The organism is Bacillus sp. GW823-FHT06B01 (assembly GCF_058952315.1).
This window is the reverse complement of record NZ_JBXAHR010000002.1, coordinates 462,723-487,478: the sequence shown is the minus strand read 5'-3', so window position 1 is coordinate 487,478 and position 24,756 is coordinate 462,723. Positions and strand designations below refer to the sequence as shown.

The 24,756-nt window shown below is 37.0% G+C and carries 26 protein-coding genes and 1 other annotated feature; of the genes, 5 read left to right on the top strand and 21 right to left on the bottom strand.

Features of this window, described 5'->3' with window-relative positions:
• The first annotated feature begins 52 nt into the window (after window positions 1-52).
• Window positions 53-268 carry a YrzA family protein gene (locus AC1Q8N_RS09525; RefSeq protein ID WP_098079985.1) on the top strand — a complete coding sequence of 72 codons (216 nt, stop codon included), beginning with the start codon at window positions 53-55 and terminating at the stop codon, window positions 266-268.
• 35 nt (window positions 269-303) lie between these two features.
• Here AC1Q8N_RS09525 and AC1Q8N_RS09520 read toward each other — a convergent pair whose 3' ends face one another.
• From AC1Q8N_RS09520 to alaS, 12 genes are all read right to left on the bottom strand, one after another.
• Window positions 304-954 carry a YrrS family protein gene (locus tag AC1Q8N_RS09520; RefSeq protein WP_000897090.1) on the bottom strand — a complete coding sequence of 217 codons (651 nt, stop codon included), beginning with the start codon at window positions 952-954 and terminating at the stop codon, window positions 304-306.
• Between the two features lie 116 nt (window positions 955-1,070).
• The gene (locus AC1Q8N_RS09515) at window positions 1,071-2,825 is read right to left on the bottom strand and encodes a peptidoglycan D,D-transpeptidase FtsI family protein (RefSeq protein ID WP_098079987.1); all 1,755 of its coding nucleotides are present in this window, start codon (window positions 2,823-2,825) and stop codon (window positions 1,071-1,073) included.
• Between the two features lie 91 nt (window positions 2,826-2,916).
• Window positions 2,917-3,393 carry a transcription elongation factor GreA gene (greA, locus tag AC1Q8N_RS09510; RefSeq protein WP_000179964.1) on the bottom strand — a complete coding sequence of 159 codons (477 nt, stop codon included), beginning with the start codon at window positions 3,391-3,393 and terminating at the stop codon, window positions 2,917-2,919.
• A 279-nt stretch (window positions 3,394-3,672) separates the two neighbouring features.
• The gene (gene udk, locus AC1Q8N_RS09505) at window positions 3,673-4,311 is read right to left on the bottom strand and encodes a uridine kinase (RefSeq protein ID WP_000537082.1); all 639 of its coding nucleotides are present in this window, start codon (window positions 4,309-4,311) and stop codon (window positions 3,673-3,675) included.
• Window positions 4,312-4,329: 18 nt separating this feature from the next.
• Window positions 4,330-5,610 (bottom strand): peptidase U32 family protein, encoded by a 1,281-nt coding sequence (locus tag AC1Q8N_RS09500; RefSeq protein WP_000217969.1) that lies wholly within the window; start codon window positions 5,608-5,610, stop codon window positions 4,330-4,332.
• 18 nt (window positions 5,611-5,628) lie between these two features.
• The gene (locus tag AC1Q8N_RS09495; protein WP_000742789.1) at window positions 5,629-6,558 is read right to left on the bottom strand and encodes a peptidase U32 family protein; all 930 of its coding nucleotides are present in this window, start codon (window positions 6,556-6,558) and stop codon (window positions 5,629-5,631) included.
• A gap of 7 nt (window positions 6,559-6,565) precedes the next feature.
• Window positions 6,566-7,207: an O-methyltransferase gene (locus tag AC1Q8N_RS09490; protein WP_046956307.1), complete on the bottom strand. Its 642-nt coding sequence runs from the start codon at window positions 7,205-7,207 to the stop codon at window positions 6,566-6,568.
• A 202-nt stretch (window positions 7,208-7,409) separates the two neighbouring features.
• On the bottom strand, window positions 7,410-8,480 hold the full coding sequence (mltG, locus tag AC1Q8N_RS09485) for an endolytic transglycosylase MltG (protein ID WP_087985288.1): 1,071 nt from the start codon (window positions 8,478-8,480) through the stop codon (window positions 7,410-7,412).
• Between the two features lie 221 nt (window positions 8,481-8,701).
• Complete coding sequence (locus AC1Q8N_RS09480) at window positions 8,702-8,980, bottom strand: DUF1292 domain-containing protein (RefSeq protein WP_000392246.1); 279 nt, start codon at window positions 8,978-8,980, stop codon at window positions 8,702-8,704.
• A 12-nt stretch (window positions 8,981-8,992) separates the two neighbouring features.
• Complete coding sequence (gene ruvX, locus AC1Q8N_RS09475; RefSeq protein WP_001221204.1) at window positions 8,993-9,406, bottom strand: Holliday junction resolvase RuvX; 414 nt, start codon at window positions 9,404-9,406, stop codon at window positions 8,993-8,995.
• Window positions 9,407-9,409: 3 nt separating this feature from the next.
• The gene (locus AC1Q8N_RS09470; RefSeq protein ID WP_000348590.1) at window positions 9,410-9,676 is read right to left on the bottom strand and encodes an IreB family regulatory phosphoprotein; all 267 of its coding nucleotides are present in this window, start codon (window positions 9,674-9,676) and stop codon (window positions 9,410-9,412) included.
• 76 nt (window positions 9,677-9,752) lie between these two features.
• Window positions 9,753-12,395: an alanine--tRNA ligase gene (gene alaS, locus AC1Q8N_RS09465; RefSeq protein WP_048541432.1), complete on the bottom strand. Its 2,643-nt coding sequence runs from the start codon at window positions 12,393-12,395 to the stop codon at window positions 9,753-9,755.
• Window positions 12,396-12,435: 40 nt separating this feature from the next.
• Window positions 12,436-12,655 (bottom strand) — a binding site (T-box leader).
• A gap of 209 nt (window positions 12,656-12,864) precedes the next feature.
• Between alaS and AC1Q8N_RS09460 the strand changes: the two genes are divergently transcribed.
• Window positions 12,865-13,209, top strand: coding sequence for a PH domain-containing protein (locus AC1Q8N_RS09460; RefSeq protein ID WP_048541430.1), 345 nt, complete (start codon window positions 12,865-12,867; stop codon window positions 13,207-13,209).
• Between the two features lie 38 nt (window positions 13,210-13,247).
• Here AC1Q8N_RS09460 and AC1Q8N_RS09455 read toward each other — a convergent pair whose 3' ends face one another.
• On the bottom strand, window positions 13,248-14,315 hold the full coding sequence (locus AC1Q8N_RS09455) for an AI-2E family transporter (protein ID WP_048541428.1): 1,068 nt from the start codon (window positions 14,313-14,315) through the stop codon (window positions 13,248-13,250).
• A gap of 176 nt (window positions 14,316-14,491) precedes the next feature.
• On the opposite strand from AC1Q8N_RS09455, the gene AC1Q8N_RS09450 reads away from it, so the two are divergent.
• A complete protein-coding gene (locus tag AC1Q8N_RS09450) occupies window positions 14,492-14,704 on the top strand; it encodes a hypothetical protein (protein ID WP_000242555.1) in 213 nt (70 codons plus the stop codon).
• Between the two features lie 35 nt (window positions 14,705-14,739).
• Here AC1Q8N_RS09450 and AC1Q8N_RS09445 read toward each other — a convergent pair whose 3' ends face one another.
• The 7 genes from AC1Q8N_RS09445 to cymR form a co-directional block, all read right to left on the bottom strand.
• A complete protein-coding gene (locus tag AC1Q8N_RS09445) occupies window positions 14,740-14,868 on the bottom strand; it encodes a YrzQ family protein (protein ID WP_001053553.1) in 129 nt (42 codons plus the stop codon).
• 18 nt (window positions 14,869-14,886) lie between these two features.
• Window positions 14,887-15,075 (bottom strand): YrzR-like zinc ribbon domain, encoded by a 189-nt coding sequence (locus tag AC1Q8N_RS09440; protein WP_000469281.1) that lies wholly within the window; start codon window positions 15,073-15,075, stop codon window positions 14,887-14,889.
• Window positions 15,076-15,202: 127 nt separating this feature from the next.
• Window positions 15,203-17,539 (bottom strand): SF1B family DNA helicase RecD2, encoded by a 2,337-nt coding sequence (recD2, locus tag AC1Q8N_RS09435; RefSeq protein ID WP_048541427.1) that lies wholly within the window; start codon window positions 17,537-17,539, stop codon window positions 15,203-15,205.
• A 96-nt stretch (window positions 17,540-17,635) separates the two neighbouring features.
• Entirely contained in the window at window positions 17,636-18,295 is a 660-nt protein-coding gene (locus tag AC1Q8N_RS09430; RefSeq protein WP_098079989.1) for a tetratricopeptide repeat protein, read from the bottom strand.
• A gap of 110 nt (window positions 18,296-18,405) precedes the next feature.
• Window positions 18,406-19,521 carry a tRNA 2-thiouridine(34) synthase MnmA gene (gene mnmA / locus AC1Q8N_RS09425; protein WP_001038022.1) on the bottom strand — a complete coding sequence of 372 codons (1,116 nt, stop codon included), beginning with the start codon at window positions 19,519-19,521 and terminating at the stop codon, window positions 18,406-18,408.
• A gap of 16 nt (window positions 19,522-19,537) precedes the next feature.
• A complete protein-coding gene (locus tag AC1Q8N_RS09420; protein ID WP_048541423.1) occupies window positions 19,538-20,683 on the bottom strand; it encodes a cysteine desulfurase family protein in 1,146 nt (381 codons plus the stop codon).
• A gap of 35 nt (window positions 20,684-20,718) precedes the next feature.
• Entirely contained in the window at window positions 20,719-21,135 is a 417-nt protein-coding gene (gene cymR / locus AC1Q8N_RS09415) for a cysteine metabolism transcriptional regulator CymR (protein ID WP_000704116.1), read from the bottom strand.
• 292 nt (window positions 21,136-21,427) lie between these two features.
• Here cymR and AC1Q8N_RS09410 point away from each other — a divergent pair, with 292 nt between their 5' ends.
• Window positions 21,428-22,714 carry a replication-associated recombination protein A gene (locus tag AC1Q8N_RS09410; RefSeq protein ID WP_000812941.1) on the top strand — a complete coding sequence of 429 codons (1,287 nt, stop codon included), beginning with the start codon at window positions 21,428-21,430 and terminating at the stop codon, window positions 22,712-22,714.
• A 37-nt stretch (window positions 22,715-22,751) separates the two neighbouring features.
• On the top strand, window positions 22,752-23,393 hold the full coding sequence (locus AC1Q8N_RS09405; protein WP_048541421.1) for an RsfA family transcriptional regulator: 642 nt from the start codon (window positions 22,752-22,754) through the stop codon (window positions 23,391-23,393).
• Window positions 23,394-23,903: 510 nt separating this feature from the next.
• On the opposite strand, the gene AC1Q8N_RS09400 is transcribed toward AC1Q8N_RS09405, so the two are convergent.
• Window positions 23,904-24,671: a tRNA threonylcarbamoyladenosine dehydratase gene (locus AC1Q8N_RS09400; protein ID WP_000903181.1), complete on the bottom strand. Its 768-nt coding sequence runs from the start codon at window positions 24,669-24,671 to the stop codon at window positions 23,904-23,906.
• Window positions 24,672-24,756: the final 85 nt, after the last annotated feature.

Sequence of the window (24,756 nt, the reverse complement as noted above, 5' to 3'; positions counted from 1 at the left end):
CTTCTTTTCTTTGTTACACTATAGTTGATTACATAGGAGAGGGGTCGTCTTCGTGTCATTTACCTTTGAAATGTTAGAAGATAAAGTAGAGTTTTTCGAAGCAGGAGACTTAGCTTCTTTGGAACGAAAAATTAGCGAACAAATCGATAATAATAAAGCACTTATGCTTGAAGTTCATCACATCTCGCATCAAACGGTTATGGATCCCGAAAGCAAAAGACCATATTATAGCGCGGTTGTTCATTTTAAATTAAAGAAATTACGCTAACTAAAAAAGAGAAGCTCTTAAGGAGCCTCTCTTTTTTAGTTTAGAGTTTGAACAAGTACTGGTTTCCAGCCCTCATTTTCTACCCAATCAATATTCACATAATATTTTTTACCTGATTGTTTATCTTGTACGTTACCGTAAGCTTTATTCTTACCGTTATTTCCAATTCTATGGATAACTAATTGATTTACTGGAACGTCAATTGCAGCTGAAATCGCTTGATTCATCTCATTCCAATCTGCTGTACCTTTTTTAAACGTCATCGCAGGTGTTGCACCTTGCTCTGTACCTACTGGCTTCCAAGAAGATTTCGTATAAGCATCTGTTGCCTGTGACTGTGTTTTTTCAGCTGGTGCTTTCTCGTTAGCTTTCGCTTCTTCTTCAGCTTTTTTCTGTTCTTCCTCAGCCTTTTGCTTCTCTTCTTCTTCCTGCTTCTTAGCCTCTGTCTTATCTTGCTCGTTCTTCTTCGTCTCTTCTTTGCCTTTAGCTTTCTCAGCTTTATTCTCTTTTGTTGTTTGCTGAGCTACTTTTTTATCACTAGAAGACGCTTGCTCTTTTCTTTCAGGAACAAACAATTGATATGATACAATAGCTACTAATATTAATACAATTGCAATTGCAATATTTAAAACACCGTTTTGACGACGTTTTTGTTGTTTCTGTTGGAATCTAGATCCTCCTGCCATTCTTCAAACCTCCATGCAGTTTTTCATACTTGCTATTGTAACATTAAATCTAGAAAGGTTGAACATTTACAATAATATTTTCACGAAATGAAAACATTTCACTATGAATTGCAAGATTACTTTTCATTCTCTAATCGATAGATTGATTCTACGATAGCTTTGAAAATAGGTGTAACTTTATTTACATTGCTATTCGTTTCTATATCCACGACAACTAAAGCATATCTTGGATTTTCATATGGAAAATAACCTGCAAACCAACGATTCACTTTCATCCCTTTTCCTGTTTGCGCTGTCCCAGATTTTCCGGCAACACTTAGTGGTAACGACCTGAATGCTGCTCCTGTTCCTTTCTCCGTTGTTACAACGCCCCTTAATAACTCTTGTAATGTTTTCACCGTTTCATAGGAAAGCTGTTTTCCACCTAATGTATGGTCTTCAAATGTATAGAAGTCCGTTCCATTTTTATACATTATTTTTTCCACAGCTTTCACTTCCATCTTTTCTCCACCTCTAGCAATCGTCGCCATCATATTTGCAATCGCTAGAGGTGACATACGTACATCTTTCTGTCCAATTGCTGTTTGCGCTACCGCCTTTTTACTATTCTTATTTCCTTCACTACCCCAAATCGTAACCCTCTTCTCCTCTGGCATTTGCTCAAAATGAGTTGTATGAAATACAGAATCTTTCCATCCAACCTTACTAGCGGCTCCTAACGCCGCTACGTAAGTTTCTAACACCATCTTATCCTTTTGTATTAGCTCATTACCTAACTCTGAAAATGTCCTGTTACAGCTTCTAGCAAAGCTCTCTTTAAAACTAAGTGTACCCATCATAACCTGTGGGTGGTCTTCACCATATAAATCTTGATTACAATTAAATGTACGATTAAACACATTTTCATTTTGATCAATCACTGCCGCTGCAACTATTGTTTTAAAAACAGAACCAGGAAAATGTGGTGTCAACATTTGATTTTCAAGTGTAGTTGTATATAAACGCTCATCCTTCACCTGCACAGATGGTTTACTGACCATCGCTAAAATTTCATTTGTCTTTACATCAAGTAATACTAATCCCCCCTTCTTTATTTCGCTTGCTTCAAGCACTTCTTCTGCTTTTTGCTGTAACCTGTTATGTAAAGTTGTTTGAATCGTCACTGGATAAAACGGATTTCCAGGAGCAGTATATTTTGCTTGTTTTCCAAAAATCGGTTCCCCTTGTCGGTCCACTTGATACAATACTTTTGCCTCTCCATCGGTCAAAAGAAATTCATCAAATGATTGCTGCAATCCTGAAATACCAATTGGCGTTTGCCTTGAAATTTTTCTTACTTCTCCGTATCGTTTTTGAAATTCTCGTTCATTCTCCCCCACATCGCCAATTAAATGATTCACCCTGCCAGTTTGCCGTAAACGAACTTCAGCTGCTACAATACCTAATACATTTAATTGATTTATCTTCTCCATCTGCTCTCGTGCCAAGCGAAATGGACCATTTCCCCTTTGCATGATAAATGCACTTTTCTTGTCTTTCATTTGACTTTCAATCTCTTGTCTCGACACACCAATGATATGCGCAATTTTCTCTAACATGTCATTTTTTATTTGTAGAAATGGAAAAATAATTAAAACAGGATACTTTTTCTCACCTATTTCCTTACCGTTCCGATCTATAAAATGGCCTCGTCCATCATCTACCGTAATGGACTGCGTCCGTTGTGTAACACTTTTTTCAATTAAATTTATCTTACGATCTGTAAATGATTCTGTATCTATAATTTGTATTTGAATTAAACGACAAAGTAAAATAAACATGATACATATAAAACAAATTAAAACAATTGTAATTCTCCGTTTTATTTTCATAAAAAACACCTCGTCTATTATAGTTTGGACGGAGTGTTTCATCTTTTATACAAATAAAAAAATCACTCGCTTTTACACGAGTGATTTTTTATTATTTTACAGAGATAATCTCTACTTGCATTTCTCCACCTGGAGTTTGGATTGCTACCTTCTCACCAATTTGCTTACCTAATAAGCTTTTTGCAATTGGAGAATCGTTAGAAATTCTTCCTTCAAATGGATCTGCTTCTGCGCTACCTACGATTGTGTAAGATTCTTCATCTCCACCTGGTAACTCTTTAAATGTTACTGTTTTACCTAATGTAACAACTGTAGACTCTTCGCCGTTATCTGTGATGATAACTGCGTTACGAATCATGTTTTCTAATTGTGTAATACGTCCTTCTACGAACGCTTGCTCATCTTTCGCTGCATCGTACTCAGAGTTCTCAGAAAGATCTCCGAAGCTACGTGCAATCTTAATTCGCTCTACAACCTCTTTACGTTTTACCGTTTTTAAATCTTCAAGTTCGTTCTCTAGCTTTTGCTTACCCTCTTGCGTCATAGGGTATGTTTTTTCTGTTGCCATATTTTCCACTCCTTTTATATACCAATCCCCCGAAAAAAAAGAGGAGTTCCATATGAAAACTCCCCCACTTATATGTATAGCGGAGGTTTCTAGCACACCTGTACTAGCGGAGTTGTCACATACAACCCCGTATTCCCAATTCCTCTTTATATAAAGAAGATATGTATGGAAAGTTGATATAAATATGCCCTCACCTATATATAGATGAGGTTGCATGTTTCATTGTATTCGATAGGAAGGGAAAAAATCCCTTCCTATCGTATATCTTTTACTATGCTATTACAAATTTACTTTTTGTTCAAGAATTGTTGCAATTTTTGTCACCATAATATCAATTGCAACATGGTTTTGTCCACCTTCAGGGATAATAATATCCGCAAATTTCTTAGAAGGCTCAATAAATTGATTGTGCATTGGACGTACAACACTTACGTATTGATCAATAACTGAATCCATCGTACGGCCGCGTTCCTTAATATCACGCTGCATGCGGCGTAAAATACGAAGATCTGCATCTGTATCAACGAATAGCTTAATGTCCATTAACTCACAAAGACGTGGGTCTTCTAAAATAAGAATTCCTTCTAAAATGATTACATCTTTCGGCTCAACTGGAATAACTTCTTCTGAACGCGTATGCAATGTATAGTCATATACAGGCTTATCAATTTGCTCATATGCAAGTAACTGCTGCAAATGTTCAATTAACAGATCATTATCAAACGCAAGCGGATGATCATAATTTGTTTTTAAACGCTCTTCCATTGGTAAATGGCTTTGATCTTTGTAATAATAATCTTGCTCTAAGATTAAAATAGAATGACCTTTAAAATGGTCAAAAATCGCTTTCGTTACACTCGTTTTACCTGATCCCGAACCACCAGCAATTCCAATTACAACAGGCTTATTCGTCCCCATTCGACTATCAACTCTTTCTTATTGAAGTATGCTTTTGCGCATCATATTATTCACATACACTGGTTGATCCACTTTGAATTTCACGATTTGCAGCGGATGTCTCGCTGCATCTAATTCGTTTCCATCCTCATCCCAAATTTTCTCCACCGTCTGCGTAAAGTTTTCTATTTCTGGCCCAAAGAACTCCACTTCATGTCCTGGTTTGAAATGATTACGTTGCTCAATCGTTACGATGCCTGTTTCTTCATTATAATCTAACACTAAACCAGCGAAATCATACGTTGTTTTCTTACTATGATTTCCAAACATTTGCTCTTGATGTCCTGGAACCCCTTCAAAGAATGCGGGAGCTGTATCACGATTTGCACATTTATCAAGCTCATCTAACCATTCTTGTTTAAACTCAAAATTATCCGGATCCGCACAATACGCATCAATTACTTTACGGTATACCGTTGCTACAGTTGCTACGTAATGGATTGATTTCATACGTCCTTCAACTTTTAAGCTATCAATTCCAATTTCAATCATTTTCGGAATTGATAAAATTAAATTTAAATCTTTTGGACTCATTGCAAAGTGAGCATCTTCTTCTTGGAATAGAGGAAGCTCTTTTGCATCTTTATGTTGTGATACTGTTTGAACTAAATCATAGTCCCAACGGCAAGATTGACAACAACCACCACGGTTAGAGTCACGTGCTGTCATATGGTTACTTAACGTACATCGGCCTGAATATGCGATACACATTGCACCATGGACGAATGCTTCAATTTCAATATCCACTTTTTCTTTAATTTCTTTCATTTCTTCATAGCTTGCTTCACGAGCTAATACAAGACGATGTAAACCTTCTTCTTTCCAATACTGTGCTGCTTTCCAGTTGGATAGTGATTGTTGTGTACTTAAATGCACTTCAACAGAAGGCGCTACACGTTTACAAGTCTCAATAATAAGCGGATCAGCAACGATAATTCCCGTTACGCCAGCTTTTTCAATCCCTTTTAAATATTCCTCTAGCCCGTCCATATTTTCATTATGTGCAAAGATATTTGTTGTTACATATATTTTTGCTCCATATTTCTTTGCAAATTCAACACCTTCTGCCATTTCTTCCAGTGTAAAGTTACCTGCATTCGAACGAAGACCAAATTCTTGTCCACCTAAATATACAGCATCTGCCCCATAATGGATAGCTACTTTTAATTTTTCTAAGTTACCCGCAGGGATTAACAGTTCAGGTTTCTTCACAATAACGCGTTTGCCATCGATTACTCGTGAAATTTCTTGTACAGTCATTTCCTACACCCTCCTCGTTTAGTAAACCGTCTCTTTAAAGAAGAATCCTGTATCTAACGGACGATTTACTGGTTGCATTTCTTCTATCTCTTTATATAAATCGTCTTTCACGTCATAATACGCATCACGATCTTCTACACATAAATCAATTGCTTTACGATATTTCTTCGTTACCTCAATAATGTATGCAGAGCTTTTTAGTACACCATCAACTTTTAAGCTAGCGACTTCAGCGTCAATTAGTTCTTCTAACTCATCGATGAAACAAATATCGTTTGGACTCATAATGTGAGTACCATTTTCATCTTCATAAATTGGATATTTATTGTTACGCTCTGGGTCATATAAGAACATATTCTCTTCATATTTTTTCTTTTCAATGTCAAGATTACGTCCTTGATACTCAAAGTAGTTTCCTACTAAGGAACGCTTCGATTGGAACATACAAGTCATACCGTGAATTTGTACTTCAAGTTCCACTTCAGCATTTTCTTTTAATTCAACAATCTCATCTAAGCTAAGCTCACGAGCTAATACAGCGCGTTTTGCTCCTCTTTGTCCCCAGTAGTTACAAGTAAACCAGTTTGTTGCTGTTGTTTCTGTATTCCAGTGCAATTGCATATTTGGCGCTACCTCTCGGACCGCCATTAATACTGCTGGGTCTCCGAAAACAATTGCATCTACACTTACTTCGTTTAAAAATGCAACATAATCTGTTAATTCGTCTACTTTATCATTGTGGAACATAGCGTTCATTGCTACGTATACTTTCACACCATTTTCATGCGCAATCTTCACAGCTTGTTTCACATCTTCACGTGAAAATTCCCCTGCTAAACGTAAACCGAACTTTTGCTCACCGATCATTACCGCATCTGCTCCTGCTTTCGCAAGAGGTTCGATATCCACTACTGCTTTTGGCGTTACTAACAATTCAGGTTTCTTCATACCTTGGTCACCCTCTCTTTTTACTAACAGCTACTCCATCACCAATTGGGAAAATCGTTGTATCATATCCTTCATGGTTCATAAGCCATTCATTGTACGTCTTAATACGACGGATTAAACCACGTGTACGTCTGTTTTCAATTTTCTCTTTTGTCGTTACAAGGCCATGGTACATAACATTATCTGAAATAATTACGCCACCAGGGTTTAATAACGGTTCATATAAGTCAAAAAAGCGACGATATTGTCCTTTTGCTGCATCAATAAAAATAACGTCAAACGTTCCATGTTCTTCTACTTGCTCACCTGTTTCTAACGCATCACCGTAAATAACAGAAATACGCTCTTTAACTGATGAACGTTCTATATATTCAAGTGCTTTTTCATATCGCTCGCGATTGCGTTCAACTGTCACAATACGAGAATTTGGAATAGCTTGCATCATACGAATACTAGAATAACCAATTGCTGTACCAAGCTCTAAAATGCTTTTTGGTCCAATTAAACGTAAAAATTGCAACATAAATTCCATTCCAAGTCGATCCATAATCGGCACATGATTTTCTTTCGCATAATCTTCCATTTCAAGAATTAATTTATCTTTCGGATCAATAAATGATAATAGGTACTCGTTAACTGCATCCTCCATAATGGTCCTCCTTATTTACATGGAGAAGTGCCTCTATGACGTCTTTTCACACATAGAATGCAATAAAAATACAAGCCAGCTTCATCCTTAGCTTGTACGTCCCGTTTTGATATTAAAAACGATTCTTCTGCCAGTTTTTAACCCGATATATTTTACCACAAAAAAGAGGGATGTGCGACATTTTTCGCTATCCCTCCCCATTTCACTGTTTTTTCGTAATATATTTTTGCTTTAATGCATTATGCTCTTCCAATGTTTTCGCATAGTACACTTCACCAGTTGGTGCAGCTAAGAAATAATAATAATCTGTTTGTGCAGGCTCTAACGCCGCTTCCACTGAATGTTTACCAGAGTTTGCGATCGGACCAACCGGCAATCCTTTCACAACATACGTATTGTACGGTGAGTTTACCTTTAAATCTTCGTATAATACACGTTGTTTATGCTTTCCAAGTGCATATAATACCGTTGGATCAGTTTGCAGGGGCATACCTTTTTCCAAACGATTATAAAAGACACTAGAGATTTTTTGACGATCTGTAAAGCCTGTTGCCTCTTCTTCAATAAGTGAAGACAATGTTAAAAGCTGATGAACATCCCAGTTTTTCGCTTTCATTTTTGCCTCGTTTTGAACAATGATTGCATTCGTTTTCTCAAGCATTGGAATTACAATTTCTTCTAACGTCGTATCTTTTTTATAGAAAGAGTACGTCGCAGGATATAAATAACCTTCTAATGGATATTTAATATTGCTATCAAAGATTTTATCCGTTAACAACTTCGGATACTTTTGCTGCATTTTTTGAATAAATGCTTTATCGTTTAATTGACGTACGACATCATCTTTATTCCACTTTAATTCGTTTGCAACCGTTTCTGCAATTTCAGTTACTTGTGCACCTTCTTTTATCGTCACTTTATAAAGAGCTGGACGATGTACATTACCAGATGACATTTGTTCAATAACATCTGAGGCACTCATTGAAGGATTTAATAAATATGTACCCGCTTGTAAATTTTTAGATTTAGCCTTTGTATAAAAACTAAAAACTGTACCGTTTTTCACAGCACCTTTTTCTTCTAAAATCTCACCAATTTTACTAGTAGATGATCCTTTTGGAATTTCTACTTCAATCTCTTTTTTATTCCCGCTATCAACTGGTCCTAATGCGGATGAAATATACGCATAGACTGAACCACAAACTAAAAGCAGTGCAATAATCGAAAATAAAAAAAGACGTCTACGCTTTTTTTTCACTTGATTCTCTATCAACACTCTTCCTCCTTAATTAAATTGTAGACCGTATGTATATCTTTCTATACAACACGATATAAAAACACAATAAATTTATTTATCTTTTTTTTAGATAGACATTTTATTTTTCTACAATCCGTCTCATTATACTACAAAGGATTACACGGTTTCGACAAAAAATCTTTCATTTTACATATAAAAAAAGGTGGACTATATGTCGTCCACCTTTTCAGTACTTATTATTCAGCTTCTTGCTCATCAGCTAGAGTGTTGAACATTTCTTGTACCATTTCCCACTCTTCTTCAGATTCGATTGGAAGTAAACTTCCGCCCTCTTCTTCATTTTGCTCATAAGCCATTGCATCATAAATTTGGTCTCCATCTTCGTCTACTTCACCGATTGGAGAGAAGACTACGTATGATTTTTTGCCAAATTTTTCAGCATCAAAAGTGAAAATAATTTCACATAAATGTTCGTTACCTTTTTCGTCTACAATTGTAATTTGATTTTCTTCCATTTTGGTCACCTCTTATTTACTATCTAAAAATCCTTGTAAGATTACGACTGCAGCCATCTTATCAATTACCTGTTTTCGCTTCTTACGACTCACATCAGCTGAAATGAGCAGACGTTCCGCTGCCATCGTTGACAAACGCTCGTCCCACATTACAACTTCTAATTGTAACAGATTTCGCAGGTTTTCTGCAAATTGCTGGCACGCTTCACCACGTGGGCCAATTGTACCATTCATATTTTTAGGTAAACCTACTACTATTTTGTCCACATTGTACTGCTTTACTAACTCAGAAATACGATCAAAACCAAAGTGACCTCGTTCTTCGTTAATCCTGATTGTTTCCAGCCCTTGCGCTGTCCAGCCCATTTCGTCGCTCATTGCAACTCCGACTGTTTTTGTACCTACATCTAAACCTAATATCCGCATAAACTACTCCTCACGATGATGTTTCAAGTACGATTTCACAAGCTCTTCAATTAACTCATCACGTTCAAGCTTGCGAATGATGCTTCGTGCATCTTTATGGCGAGGTATGTATGCTGGGTCTCCACTTAATAAATAACCGACGATTTGGTTAATCGGATTATAGCCTTTTTCTTGAAGTGCATCATACACAGTTAAAAGTACATCATTTACATGGACACTCTGTTTTTCATCTTGAATGCTAAACTTCATTGTTTTATCAAAACCGTCCATTTCAAGCACCTCACTTATATAGTAAGTATAGGGAGAAGAACTTCTCCTCTCCCTACCATTGTACACTACTATCTCTTTATTTTGAAACAGATTTAACGTACTCTTGTACAAATGCTAAAGCTTCCTCAACTTGCGCTGGGTTTTTACCGCCTGCTTGAGCCATGTCAGGACGGCCACCACCACCGCCGCCACAACGAGAAGCTACTTCTTTCACAAGTTTACCAGCATGGTAACCTTGGCTAATTAAATCTTTCGTTACGCCAGCTAAGATGTTTACTTTATCATCATTTACAGACGCTAATACGACAACTGCAGACTCTAATTTATTTTTCAGGTCATCCATCATCGTACGTAAGTTGTTCATATCTGCAACGTTTACCTTCGCTGCTAATACGTTTACGCCATCAACTGTCATTACTGAATCAGTTAAGTTTCCAGCTTCAATATTGCTTAATTTTGCAGCAAGAGATTCGTTTTCTTTTTGAAGTTGTTTTACTTCAGCAAATAAACCATCCACTCTTGTTAAAATATCTTTCGGGTTTGTTTTCATTTTTCCTGCTGCTTCTTTTAATAAACCTACTTGATCGTTCATTAATTCGTATGCAGATTTACCAGTTACTGCTTCAATACGACGCGTTCCTGCACCGATACCAGACTCAGCAACGATTTTGAAAATACCAATTGAAGCTGTGTTATCAACGTGACAACCACCGCAAAGCTCTAAGCTATAATCGCCTACTTGTACAACGCGTACAACATCACCGTATTTTTCACCGAATAATGCCATTGCGCCCATTTCTTTCGCTTCTTCAATTGCTTTTTGAGAAATCTCAACATCAATACTTTCCCAAATTTTCTCGTTTACGATACGCTCAATTTTTTCTAATTCGTCAGCTTGTACTTGACCGAAGTGAGAGAAATCAAAGCGTAAACGTTCAGAAGTTACAAGAGAACCTGCTTGGTTAACATGCGTTCCAAGTACGTCTTTTAATGCTTGGTGTAGTAAGTGAGTTGCTGTATGGTTTTTCACAACGCTACTACGGTTTTTCGTGTCGATAATAGCTTTCACAGCCGCATCTTTCGTTAATGTACCTTCTTCAACAACAACTTTGTGTAAGTTTTGACCATTTGGTGCTTTTTGTACGTCTTTTACAAGTACTTTCACGCCGTCAGCAAGAAGGTAACCACGGTCTGCAATTTGCCCACCGCTCTCAGCATAGAATGGTGTTACATCAAGCATTAATTGCCCTTCTTCACCAGCTTGTAAGCTATCTGTGTATTCGCCGTTTTTCACAAGTGCAACAACGTTACTTTCTGTTGCAACTGTACCGTAACCAACGAACTCGCTCGCTACTTTCACTTCTCCAAGGACACCGCCTTGAACTTGCATAGAATCAACGTCTTGACGAGCAGCACGTGCGCGCTCACGTTGTTTTTCCATTTCACTTTCAAAGCCTTCCTGATCAACTGTCATACCAGCTTCTTCTGCATATTCTTCTGTTAATTCAATCGGGAAACCATATGTGTCATATAGACGGAACGCATCTACTCCAGAAATAACAGTTGTTTTTTCTTCTTTTGCTTTTGTGATAACTTCAGCTAAAATTGCTTCCCCATCATGAAGTGTTTCATGGAAACGCTCTTCTTCATTTTTCACAACTTTTGCTATGAAATCTTTCTTTTCAAGTACTTCTGGGTAGAAGTCTTTCATTACCTCTCCAACAACCGGCACTAATTCAAACATGAATGGACGGTTGATGTTTAATTTTTTCGAATAACGAACCGCGCGGCGTAATAAACGACGTAATACATAACCACGGCCTTCGTTAGATGGAAGAGCACCGTCACCTACAGCAAATGTTACTGTACGGATATGGTCAGCAATTACTTTAAACGCCATATCTTTTTCTAAGTCACCATTACGATACTTCTCACCAGAAATTGATTCTGTTGCGCCAATCATCGGCATGAATAAGTCTGTATCAAAGTTTGTAGGTACATCTTGAACGATAGATGTCATACGCTCTAGACCCATCCCTGTATCGATGTTTTTCTTAGGAAGCGGTGTATATGAACCGTCTGGATTATGGTTAAATTGAGAGAATACAAGGTTCCATACTTCTAAGTAACGCTCGTTTTCTCCGCCTGGATATAATTCTGGGTCACTAAAGTCATTACCATAAGCTTCTCCGCGGTCATAGAAAATCTCTGTATTCGGTCCGCTTGGTCCTTCACCGATATCCCAGAAGTTTTCTTCTAAACGGATGATGCGCTCTTTTGGAACACCCATTTTTTCATTCCAAATTGTGAATGCTTCTTCATCTTCTGGATGGATTGTAACTGATAGTAATTCTTTATCGAATCCGATCCATTTGTCGCTCGTTAAGAATTCCCAAGCCCAAGTAATTGCTTCTTCTTTAAAGTAATCACCGATTGAGAAGTTTCCTAACATTTCAAAGAATGTATGGTGACGAGCTGTTTTCCCTACATTTTCAATATCGTTTGTACGAATTGATTTTTGGGCATTTGTAATACGTGGATTTTGCGGGATTACACGTCCATCAAAATATTTTTTTAATGTCGCTACACCACTGTTAATCCATAACAGAGATGGATCTTCATGCGGAACTAGTGATGCACTAGGTTCTACTGCATGTCCTTTTTCTTGGAAAAAGTCTAAAAACATTTGACGAATTTGTGCGCCTGTTAGTTGTTTCATTGTATTTTCCTCCTTAAATATAAAAAACTCCCGCCCCTATAAAAGGGACGAGAGTTAACTCGCGATACCACCCTAATTATGAATTGATTATTATAACAATCAATTCATCACCTCATGGTGCCGTAACGTGGCAAGACGGCAGTGATTAGCTGCTCTCAGGATTAGCTTTCTGTTACCCTTCATTTAAAGCTTCTTTCAGCCATATGGAAGCTTCTCTCTATAAATGGACTGTAACGTACTTTTTCCGTCATTGATTTAATGTATTATATGACTAAATATAATAGAATTCTCTTAAGTTTGTCAATGTAGATAATCATTTATATTGCATTAACCATAGTTATTCTACTATTCATTCTTAACAGCCTTTCAATATATTATGCATTTATTAATAAATTGTACTACCTCTATATTTTTTTCAGAATATTTTTTTTGTTATAATTAAATTATCAATAATAAAGGAGTGAGCAAAATGACAACTTTATTGAACAAGGCTAAAAACATATTAACGACTGACGAAACGATATTATTTTACACTGCATGTTCATTAGATATATTTATTTATCGTTCCGTTGCAAGACCAGGACTGTTAATTTTAACGAACAAACGGCTCTTCTTTTATGGACCAGATGTAAGTAAGAACCCAATATTTGAAGAGTACTCTTTTGCAAACATTTCTAATCTAAAAGAGCAAAAGCGGCTTTTCAGCAATCAAATTATATTTATGTACGATAATGAATGGAAAAAAATAAAGCATATTCAAACAAATGATGTAAGCTCTCTCGTTCAACAAATACACGAGCAACTCTCTACATAATGAAAGCCCTCTACTTTTATAAGTTGAGGGCTTTCATATTACACATCTTCTTTTTTCCAAAGAGGTCTTACATGAACAATCACTGTACGAATAACCGCTAAAATTGGAACTGATATTAGTAATCCTACAATCCCAGCTATCTCTCCTCCAACTAGTAATGCAAGCATAATAATAACAGGATGCATACGAAGTGACTTACCAACGATGTAAGGTGATAAAATGTTACTTTCCAAAAACTGCAAAATAGCAATCGTAATTCCCGCCTTAATGAGTAAACTCGTTGATACCGTTGCCGCAATCATCAATGTCGGAATCGCCCCTAAAATAGGACCGAAGTACGGGATTATATCCGTTACCCCAATAATAATGCCGAGTAATAGTGGATATTTCATACCGATAAACCAAAAGGAAAGAACAGATACTCCCCCTAATACTAAGCAAACAAACAACTGTCCTCGAATATAACTTCCGAGTGACTTATCAATTTCTTTCGCCAGCATTTGCCCTGTACTACGCCACTTACTTGGGACTAGTTTCCAAAAGATGTGATAAAATTCACCGTAATCTTTTAATATGTAAAATACAATGAACGGTATTAAGAAAATAATAAGCAACGAATCCAGTACGCCACGAGCCGTACTCATCACTTTATTTAAAAGTGATTGTATCTTCGTTTCTACACCAACAAAAATTTGTTTCACCTTTTCATGAATAAATGATGGGAAATTTGCTGTTTGTTCTGTGACGCCATCCATCCAAGAATCATACATTTTTGTAAACTGCGGAAATTGTTCATTAATCTCTTGTAACTGTTTAATAACAACTGGCGTTCCTTTATAAATCCCATAACCAATTCCGCCAAAGAAAAGGATGTAAATAAGCAAGATAGCAAGTGTACGTGGCATCCCTTCTTTATGAATTTTTTCAATTAAAGGATGTAATAAATACGCAATAAAGCATGCAATAAGAAACGGTGTAATTGCCACTTTAAATACAAAAATAATCGGTGCCCATAGCGGCTTAATTTTTAAAAAGACAAGTAAACAAAGAAATACAAGTAACAATAACCCTAAACGATATATCCAAATGATTTTAAGATTCTTCACACGAAAAACCTCCTCCACCTTTATTTTGAAAATAAACAGGGTAGGTTATGTGCAAAAGTTTTAAAATCTTTTCGTGCAGACCATACTGTTTTGTAAAGACATACATATACATAACATAACAAGGACAACCACCCCTGAGAATGCAGCATGAAACAATATAATCAGGAGGGCTAATAATGGTTTTATTTATGCTCGTATTATCAGCACTTTTTATGATTCTTGAATGGGTTTGTATCGGGTTTGGGATTTGGAAAGGTTTCTTTATTCGTTCCTCGCGAAAAGAAAGGGCGAAGCAGTTATTTCATTACGGAATGCTTGGCGTTGGATGTTACGGCCTATCTTATCTCTTCTCTGAAATTGGACTTTTATATTTACATACAAGTGCATAAAAAAACTCCCTTATCATGAAGGGAGTTTTTTGCGCTTATAAATAAGATTTAATCATCTTACGTGCTTTTTTCATATTGCGTTTTGAAAATACATCTTGCTTGCGAGCATATTGATATGCTGCCGCTCCAACACCTAATGCGATTAATGAATTGCGTAGATTCAAAGTAAATCCCCCTTTTCGTTATCCGATTGTTCTTTCGTTCTCATCAAATAAATCATCAAGAGAGCTTAATGAACCATCTTCCTCTACTTGATGCGTATGGATTTTCCCTTTTGAAACCGATAATTCGATATAACAATTCCAGCAATAAAATTGGTTGACACCTATTTTTCCAATGTCTTTCCCTTTGCAATTTGGACAAATGAACATATGGCTTTCATCTCCTTACAGTCTCCCAGATTCTATTCGCCATTATGTCCAAACCGCATTCATTTATACATTGCTGGAGCCTTTCAACGTTATACGTTTGAAAGTTTCACTATATAATTTCACCTTGTTACATGAAATCATACGGTGAAATGTTTTCCACGTCCATTTCTTCGCCATTAACTGTTACCATCTGTACTTCTCCTTGTGATTCTTGCAAACGATTCGCTAAAGTCGTTTGACGCATTGCATCATCAAGGCGATTTACACCAGATTGGAAAGCTGCTTCCTCACCGCAAATAATGAGGAACTTTTTACTTCTTGTAATACCAGTGTAAATTAAATTACGACGTAACATACGATTGTAACTTTTCACTATCGGCATAATCACAATCGGAAACTCACTACCTTGCGATTTATGAATCGAGCAGCAATAGGCATGTGTAATTTGATTTAAGTCTGGCTTTGTATACGTTACCTCAATTCCATCAAATGAAACGATAATCATATCTTGTTGTTCAACGTTCTCTTTCGCATAAAACACCGAAACAATTTCTCCGATATCACCATTAAACACTTGGCTCTCCGGTTGATTAACGAGTTGCAGTACTTTATCGCCTCTTCGGTATACAACATCACCGTAAGCAATTTCTTTACTCTTTTCCCTTTTCGGATTAAACACTTCTTGCAACGCTTCGTTTAGTACATTAATACCGGCAGGGCCACGATACATCGGGGCCAGTACTTGTACATCTCTTGCGCTAAACCCTTTTGTCTTAGCATTTTCACAAACCTTCTTAACAACCTCAACAATTTGAGCTCCTGTACAGCCGATAAATGAACGATCTTTTTGATTTTGCGCTAAATCTGGTGGGAGCGTTCCATTTTTTATCGCATGGGCAAGTTGAATAACAGATGAGCCTTCCGCTTGACGATAAATTTCAGTAAGCTTCACTGTTGGAACTGCACCTGCATTCAATAAATCTTTCAACACTTGTCCAGGTCCTACAGATGGTAATTGATCTTCATCACCTACAACGATAACTTGAATGTTAGTCGGCAATGATTTAAACAGCTGATTTGCAAGCCAAATATCAACCATTGAAAATTCATCAATAATAAGCAATTTCCCTTGTACCGGATCCGTTTCATTACGCTGGAAAGACCCTTCTGGGGTCCAGCCAAGTAAACGGTGAATTGTACAAGCTGGAAGCCCTGTTGATTCACTCATTCGCTTCGCTGCTCTTCCTGTTGGGGCCGTTAATAATATCGGAAATGGATTATCGTCACTGTATTCATTCGGATTTAACGATAGGCCGTGAAGTGACGCATACATTTCAACAATTCCTTTAATAACTGTTGTTTTCCCTGTTCCTGGTCCACCTGTCAATAACATCATCGGTTTATGAAGTGCCGTTTGAATCGCTTCTTGCTGAAACGGTGCATACTGTACATTCAGTTGTTCTTCAATTTGACCTAACGTCTTTAACACTTCTGCTTCAGGAAATGAAGGTGTTTCCTCCTGATTCATAAGCCTGCGAATAGACTTTACAACACCTTTTTCAGAGTAGAATAACGATGCTAAATACACTCGTTCTTCTTCTATGATAACTTTCCCTTCACTTTGCATCATTTCAACGCAAGCTACAATGTCTTCCTCGGTCACTCTTCCTTCTTGATTATTTAAAAGTGACATCGTTTCTCTTACAAGTTGATTTTTCCCCATATAAACATGACCAAGTTGCAATGAAACATTCTCTAACGTATAAAAACAACCCGCACGTACACGGTCATTATGATTACCCGATATACCTAACGCACGTCCTATATCATCCGCTCTTCCAAATCCAATCCCGTCCACTTCTTCAATAAGCTTATACGGATTATTACGAATCACTTCTAATGTCATCTCTTTATATTGCTGGTAAATCTTAATAGAAAGCTTCGTTCCAAAACCGTAACCATTTAAAAAACTCATTACTTTCTCTAGTCCTTGATGTTCAACAATTGTCTCATATATTTCTTGAGCTTTTTGCTTATTGACAACACCATTTAACGCATCCGGATCATCCATAATTTTAGAGATGGCATGTTCCCCAAGATGATCCACAATTTTTTCAGCTGTACGCTTTCCTATCCCTTTAAATAAATCACTCGCTAAATATTGCACCATACCAGCTTTTGTTTGCGGTAACTCTTTCTTAAATGTTTCAACTAAATATTGTTTCCCATACTTCGGATGGTCTTTAAAATGCCCTGTCAATGTAAACACTTCATCTTCATGCATGCGGGGAAAATGACCGTTTATCATCACTTTTTTTTCGTCGTACGTTTCATTCGTCTCAATGACTTTCATACTGACAACGGAATAGAGGTTTTCTTCGTTGTGGAAAATGGTATGAAGAACTTGCGCTTTTATAAACTTTTTATCTTCCTCAAACAAATCCATTGCATGTTGATTTCCCATCTTTCCTCTCCTTTCCGGTTCGTTTCACTTTAATGAGCAGTACATCCCCCACCTATTTAGATGAGGGATAACTACCCATTAAACTATATTTTCATCTTATTCAGCTTCTTGCTCCAATAAACGAACACCATTACCAGCTAAAAAGTGATCTGGCTGAATTTCAGTTGCTTTCTTAAATAAAGTAAGAGCCTTCTCGTTATTTTCTTCAAATACGTACGCAACACCTAAATTATAATACGCATCTGCATGCTCTTCATCCATTTCTAATACCTTTTCAAAATAAGGTTTCGCCTCTTGAATATGTTCTAAACGTGCAAAGCAAAGTCCGCACTGGAACACAGCTTCTACATCGTTTTCATCTAATTCTGTTGCTCTTTGTAAAAATGGAAGTGCAAGACGATCATTTCCAAGCTGCACATGTGTAATACCTAACATAAATGTTACATCAGCTGATTGTAATCCCGCTTGCATCGCTTGTTCAAATACAGCCTTTGCCTCTGCAAATTGCTCTTGACCGTAATATACATTTCCTAATCCATAATAAGCAGCTGCAGATTTATCATCTAATTCTACTGCACGTTTATAAAATAAAATTGCTCTTTCACTATCACCTAGTACATCTAATAAGTTCGCAAAATTAATGTATCCAAGCGCATCTTTCGGATTTTCTTCGATTGCTTCTGTGAAATTTTTAGCAGCTTCTTCCCAGTTTCCTTCTTGCATATATTGAATACCTGTTTCAAGTTTGTTTGACATGTCCTTCACCTCTACAACAAATTATAACAAAGAATGTATTTTCCAAGCGAACGAAAATTCGCTTTATGTAAAAGAAACCTCTAACCGCTAATCGGCAGAGGCTTCTCATTTTATCCTAAATAATCCAATTTCTTACCACTACGATATACTTCATCAATTGTAGCACCGCCTAAGCACTCATCTCCATCATAGAAAACAACTGCTTGTCCTGGTGTAATTGCACGAATTGGCTCATCACAAAGAATACGAACTGTATTTTCATCAACGATTTGAACCGTTACTTTATTGTCTTCTTGACGATAACGGAATTTCGCTGTGCACTTAAATTCTTTTTCTTTCGCTTCATTACTTACCCAGCCGATATTCGTAGCAATAACTTCATCACCATATAGAAGTTCGTTATGGAATCCTTGATCAACATATAAAATGTTTTCTTTCAAGTTTTTCCCAACAGCAAACCACGGATCACCGTTACCACCAATACCAAGACCATGACGTTGTCCAATTGTATAGTACATTAAACCGTCATGTTTTCCTTTCACTTCACCAGATAATGTTTGCATCACACCTGGTTGCGCTGGTAAATAGTTGCTTAAGAAATCTTTAAAGTTACGCTCACCGATAAAGCAAATACCAGTACTATCTTTCTTCGCCGCTGTCGCTAAACCAGCTTCTGTCGCCATTTCACGAATTTGCGGTTTCTTTAATTCACCTAATGGGAACATCGTTTTTGATAATTGCTCTTGGCTTAATTGATTCAAGAAATACGTTTGGTCTTTATTATCATCAACGCCGCGAAGCATTTTATATTCGCCGTCCATATAAGCAACGCGTGCATAATGACCTGTCGCTACATAATCAGCACCAAGCGCAATCGCATGCTCTAAAAATGCTTTAAATTTAATTTCTTTGTTACACATTACATCTGGGTTTGGTGTACGACCAGCTCGGTACTCATCTAAGAAGTACGTAAATACTTTATCCCAGTATTGTTTTTCAAAGTTTACTGCATAATACGGAATGCCAATTTGGTTACACACTTCAATTACATCATTGTAATCTTCTGTTGCTGTGCAGACACCATTCTCATCTGTATCATCCCAGTTTTTCATAAAAATTCCGATTACATCATAACCTTGCTCTTTTAATAAAAGAGCTGCTACAGATGAATCGACGCCACCGGACATCCCGATGACAACGCGTGTTTCTTGAGGTAGTTTGTTCATCATGTCACCTCCCATGCTAATTTTGTGTTAATCGCTTCACGATTTTCACTGTTTCGTACGCCGCTTTCTCAATTTGCTCTTTCGTATTTCCAAGTCCGAAGCTAAAGCGTACGGATGAACGTATTTGATCGGAGTCTTTTCCGAACATCGCTACTAATACATGTGATGGATCAATCGAACCAGCTGTACAAGCCGAACCACTTGATACTGCAATGCCAGCTAAATCTAAGTTCACAAGAAACGGTTCAATGTTCATTCCTGTAAAACTAATATTAAACACATGTGGTAAGCGATATTCTAAGTTTCCGTTTACCTCGAAAGTAATGCCTTCATTTTTGAAGACAGATACCATTATATCTTTAAACTCTTCATATTGGGCATTTTTTTGCTCACGAGTTTTTTCAGCTAACAAAATCGCATGCTGAAGCCCGGCAATACTCGGTACATTTTCAGTACCAGCACGGCGTTTTCTTTCTTGCTCCCCGCCTATTAATAACGGTTCAAATTTCACATTTGCACCAGCGTATAGGAACCCGACACCTTTTGGCCCGTTAATTTTATGAGCTGAAATTGATAATAAATCAATACCAAACTCTTTCACATCTATTTCTACTAAACCGTATGCCTGTACCGCATCTGTATGGAAATAAGCTTGATGCTCTTTTAACAACTTACCTATTTCCGCAATTGGCTGCATCGTCCCAACTTCATTATTCCCAAACATAACAGATACGAGAATTGTCTCTTCTGTTAATGCCTTTTTTATGTCAGAAACTTGAACGCGTCCTGTTTCATCGACAGGTAAATATGTCACTTCAAACCCTTCACGCTCTAACAGTTCACACGTATGCAAAATTGCATGATGTTCAATTTGCGTCGTTATAATATGGTTACCTTTATGACGGTTTGCACGCGCTACACCGATAAGTGCTAAATTATCAGCTTCTGTACCACCGCTCGTAAATATAATTTCATTCGGATTCGCATGAATGCTACGTGCACACGCGCGTCTCGCCTCATCTACTGCATGGCGCGTTTGACGTCCATAAAAGTGAATACTAGACGGATTTCCGAATGTTTCTGTCATATATGGAATCATCTTTTCGACCACTTCTGGGTGAGTCGGAGATGTCGCAGCATGATCTAAGTAAATGCGTTCCATTAAATCTCCTTCTTTCCAAATCGTTTCACAAGGAATTAAATGTAAAACATATAGCCCCCGTGATTTTCTTCCTCATAACGTACTAAATCTTCTAACGTTGTACTATCTAACACTTCTTGCACCGCATCACGAACACGCATCCATAATTGGCGTTGTGCTGGTTCCTCTTCTTCTATCATTTCTACAACACTAATCGGACCCTCTAATACACGGATTACATCCCCAGCTGTAATGTTAGCTGGCTGATCAGACAATACATATCCGCCATATGCCCCGCGCGTACTCTTTACTAGACGAGCGTTACGAAGTGGTGAAATTAATTGCTCTAAGTAATGTTCCGATAAATCATGTGCCTGCGCAATTGATTTTAAGGAAATTGGACCTTCACCAAACTTTTTTGCAAGATCGATCATAATTGTTAAGCCGTAGCGGCCTTTCGTTGAAATCTTCATCTATTTTGCACCTCTTTTCAAATTTTCACTTCTATTGGTTATATCTTATTTATAAAAGAACACAATTTAAAATCCTATGAAATTATAGCATAATATAGTATTATAAGAAATTTCAACTTGTGTATCAAAATGATAACATAAAATCACATTGAAAAACTCGGAAATTATTACAATTGAAAGAAAAATGAAAATATTTATATTCATTTTTTCCACAAAACAGCATCCTATTTCAAATTCCACTAAAAAAAATGATACGATAGAAAGAGATTATACATTAAGGGAGACGGTAAAAATGAAACAACCACTCGCACATCGAATGCGCCCTACAAATATTCAAGAAATTATCGGACAACAACATTTAGTTGGTGAAGGAAAAATTTTATGGCGAATGGTCCAAGCAAATCATTTTCAATCTATGATTTTATACGGCCCTCCAGGCACAGGAAAAACATCCATTGCGAGCGCAATTGCAGGAAGTACTGGAACCCCTTTTCGCCTATTAAACGCTGTTACTCATAATAAAAAAGATATGGAAGTTGTCGTACAAGAAGCAAAGATGCATCGACACCTCGTTTTAATTTTAGATGAAGTACACCGTCTAGATAAAGCAAAACAGGATTTTCTATTACCTCATTTAGAAAGCGGACTCCTTACCTTAATCGGTGCAACAACGAGTAATCCGTTCCATGCTATTAATTCTGCTATTCGAAGTCGTTGTCAAATCTTCGAATTACACGCATTAACAGAAGATGATCTTTTAATTGGCTTAAAACGAGCACTTGAAGATAAAGAAAAAGGTCTTGGGGAATATGATGTAACGGTTACGCCGGAAGCATTACATCACTTTGCAAATGCATCTGGTGGAGATATGCGTTCTGCTTATAATGCACTTGAACTAGCTGTTTTATCTAGCTTTACAACGGACGAAAAAGCTGCGGTAATTACGCTAGAAATTGCAGAAGAATGCTTGCAAAAAAAGAGCTTCGTTCACGACAAAGGTGGAGATGCTCATTATGACGTATTATCGGCATTTCAAAAATCGGTGCGCGGAAGTGATGTAAATGCAGCACTTCATTATTTAGCACGTCTTATTGAAGCTGGTGATTTACAAAGCATTGGTAGACGTCTTCTTATTATGGCATATGAAGATATCGGACTTGCTAGCCCGCAAGCCGGACCTCGTACACTAGCAGCTATAGAATCCGCTGAACGAGTTGGATTCCCGGAGGCACGCATACCACTTGCAAATGCTGTTATCGAGCTTTGCTTATCACCAAAATCAAACTCAGCTTACAAAGCACTTGATACTGCATTACACGATTTACGTAACGGTCAAACAGGCGACATTCCAAGTCATTTAAAAGATAGTCATTACAAAGGCGCAGAATCACTTGGAAGAGGCATTGGATACTTGTATCCACACGACCATCCAAATGGATGGGTACAACAACAATACTTACCTGATAAAATAAAAAACAAACAATATTATAAACCGAAAACGACAGGGAAATTTGAGCAAGCACTTTCTACTGTATATGAAAGATTACAAAGTTCGAATAAAACGAAAAATAAAGGGTAACCTAAGCGAAAACGTCACCATTATGGAGGCTTCGCTTATGAAAACACGTCAAGATGCATGGACAAAAGAAGACGATCTCCTTTTAGCAGAAACTGTTTTACGACATATTCGCAGCGGTAGCACACAAATAAAAGCATTCGATGAAGTCGGCGATACATTGAACCGCACTTCCGCAGCTTGCGGATTTAGATGGAATGCTGAAGTAAGACCAAATTACGAAGATGCGGTGCAACTTGCAAAAAAACAACGTAAAGAATTAAAACGCTCTGAAGCTAAAATAGAAAAAGAGCATTTCACGCAAACGAAACAACTCGTAATTGATGCCGAGTTCTCAGAAGATATTATGCCAAACAAACAGGATCTTACAATGCAACATGTCATCTCGTTTTTGCAAAACTTAGAGCATACCAACCCTTCACTCGCAAAGTTACAAACTGAAAATGAAGTATTACAAGCTCAGCTCACGACTTTGAAAAAAACGAATCATGAACTGGAAGCAAAATTAGCGGTACTCTCAAAAAAACAACAAGCAATCGAAGAAGATTATGCAATGCTTGTTAGAATTATGGACCGTGCTCGAAAACTCGTTTCGGTTGAAGAACAAGAAGAACAGATCGCTCCCATTTTCAAAACAGATCAAAATGGAAATTTAGATATTATTTATTCTGCAGAGAATTAAAAACAGGGATGTCACTTTTTTGACTAAGTGACATCCCTGTTTATTTTTTCTGTGAATGATATATTGGTAAATGAAATTATATCGACGATTTTTCAAATATATATATCGTAACTTACAATATATCAACGATTTTTTTAATTATATCAACTATTCGACAAGAGATATCGATTTACCAACAAATATTGACAAAACAAGTCGATTTGTCATAAAAGGAAATTTATAGGGTTAATTAGATATATTTAACTTAAATGTTACTATAAACATTACGATTGAAAGGAGCTAATTGCCATTTCATTAGTAGTCTTCAAAATAACACTCGGTATTCTCGTTCTAACATTAGGACTTTTTACCATTCAGAGTTTAAAAAAGACTTCCGCCTATAAGTCGGATAAATACGATTATTCTTTATTAGGATTACTTACATTCGAATTATTAGTATTGCAAATATCTGCGATTCTTTAAAACATAATTAGAAAAAGCATATACCCTAGACGGATATATGCTTTCTTTTTATTCTTGCCCTACACGCTTCACTTCAACGTTTTTAATACGTTCACGTACAACGTGACTTGCCATAATTAGGCCTGCCACAGATGGTACGAATGCATTTGATGAAGGTGGTAATTTCGCTTTACGAATTTTTGCATTTTCGTCTGGTACGATTTCTTTACGTACTTCTTCACGAATTACGATTGGGTTTTCGTCAGAGAAGACAACTTTTACACCTTTTTTAATACCATCTTTACGAAGCTTCGTACGAATTACTTTCGCAATTGGATCTGTATGTGTTTTAGAGATGTCCGCAATACGGAAACGAGTTGGGTCCATTTTATTTGCTGCACCCATGCATGAGATAATTTTAATTTTTCGACGTAAGCACTGTTTAATTAAATGAATTTTGAACGTAATCGTATCAGATGCATCTACTACGAAATCCAATCCATGTTTGAAGAACTCTTCATATGTTTCATCAGTATAAAACATTTCTAGTCCAATTACTTCACACTCTGGATTAATGTCTGCGATACGCTCTTTCATTAATTCTACTTTTGAACGTCCTACAGTAGATACTAACGCGTGAATTTGACGGTTTACGTTTGTAATATCTACAACGTCTTTATCGACTAATACGAGACGTCCTACGCCAGAGCGTGCTAACGCCTCTGCCGAAAATGACCCTACGCCGCCAATTCCTAAAATACCGACTGTACTATTTTTTAATATTTCAAGTCCTTCTTTACCGAAGGCTAATTCATTACGTGAAAATTGATGTAACATTCAGCTCTACACTCCTATTACAAAAATGGTCTATCATGTATTCTAGCGTTTTTCCGACTATTTGTATAGAAAAAGTTATAGAATT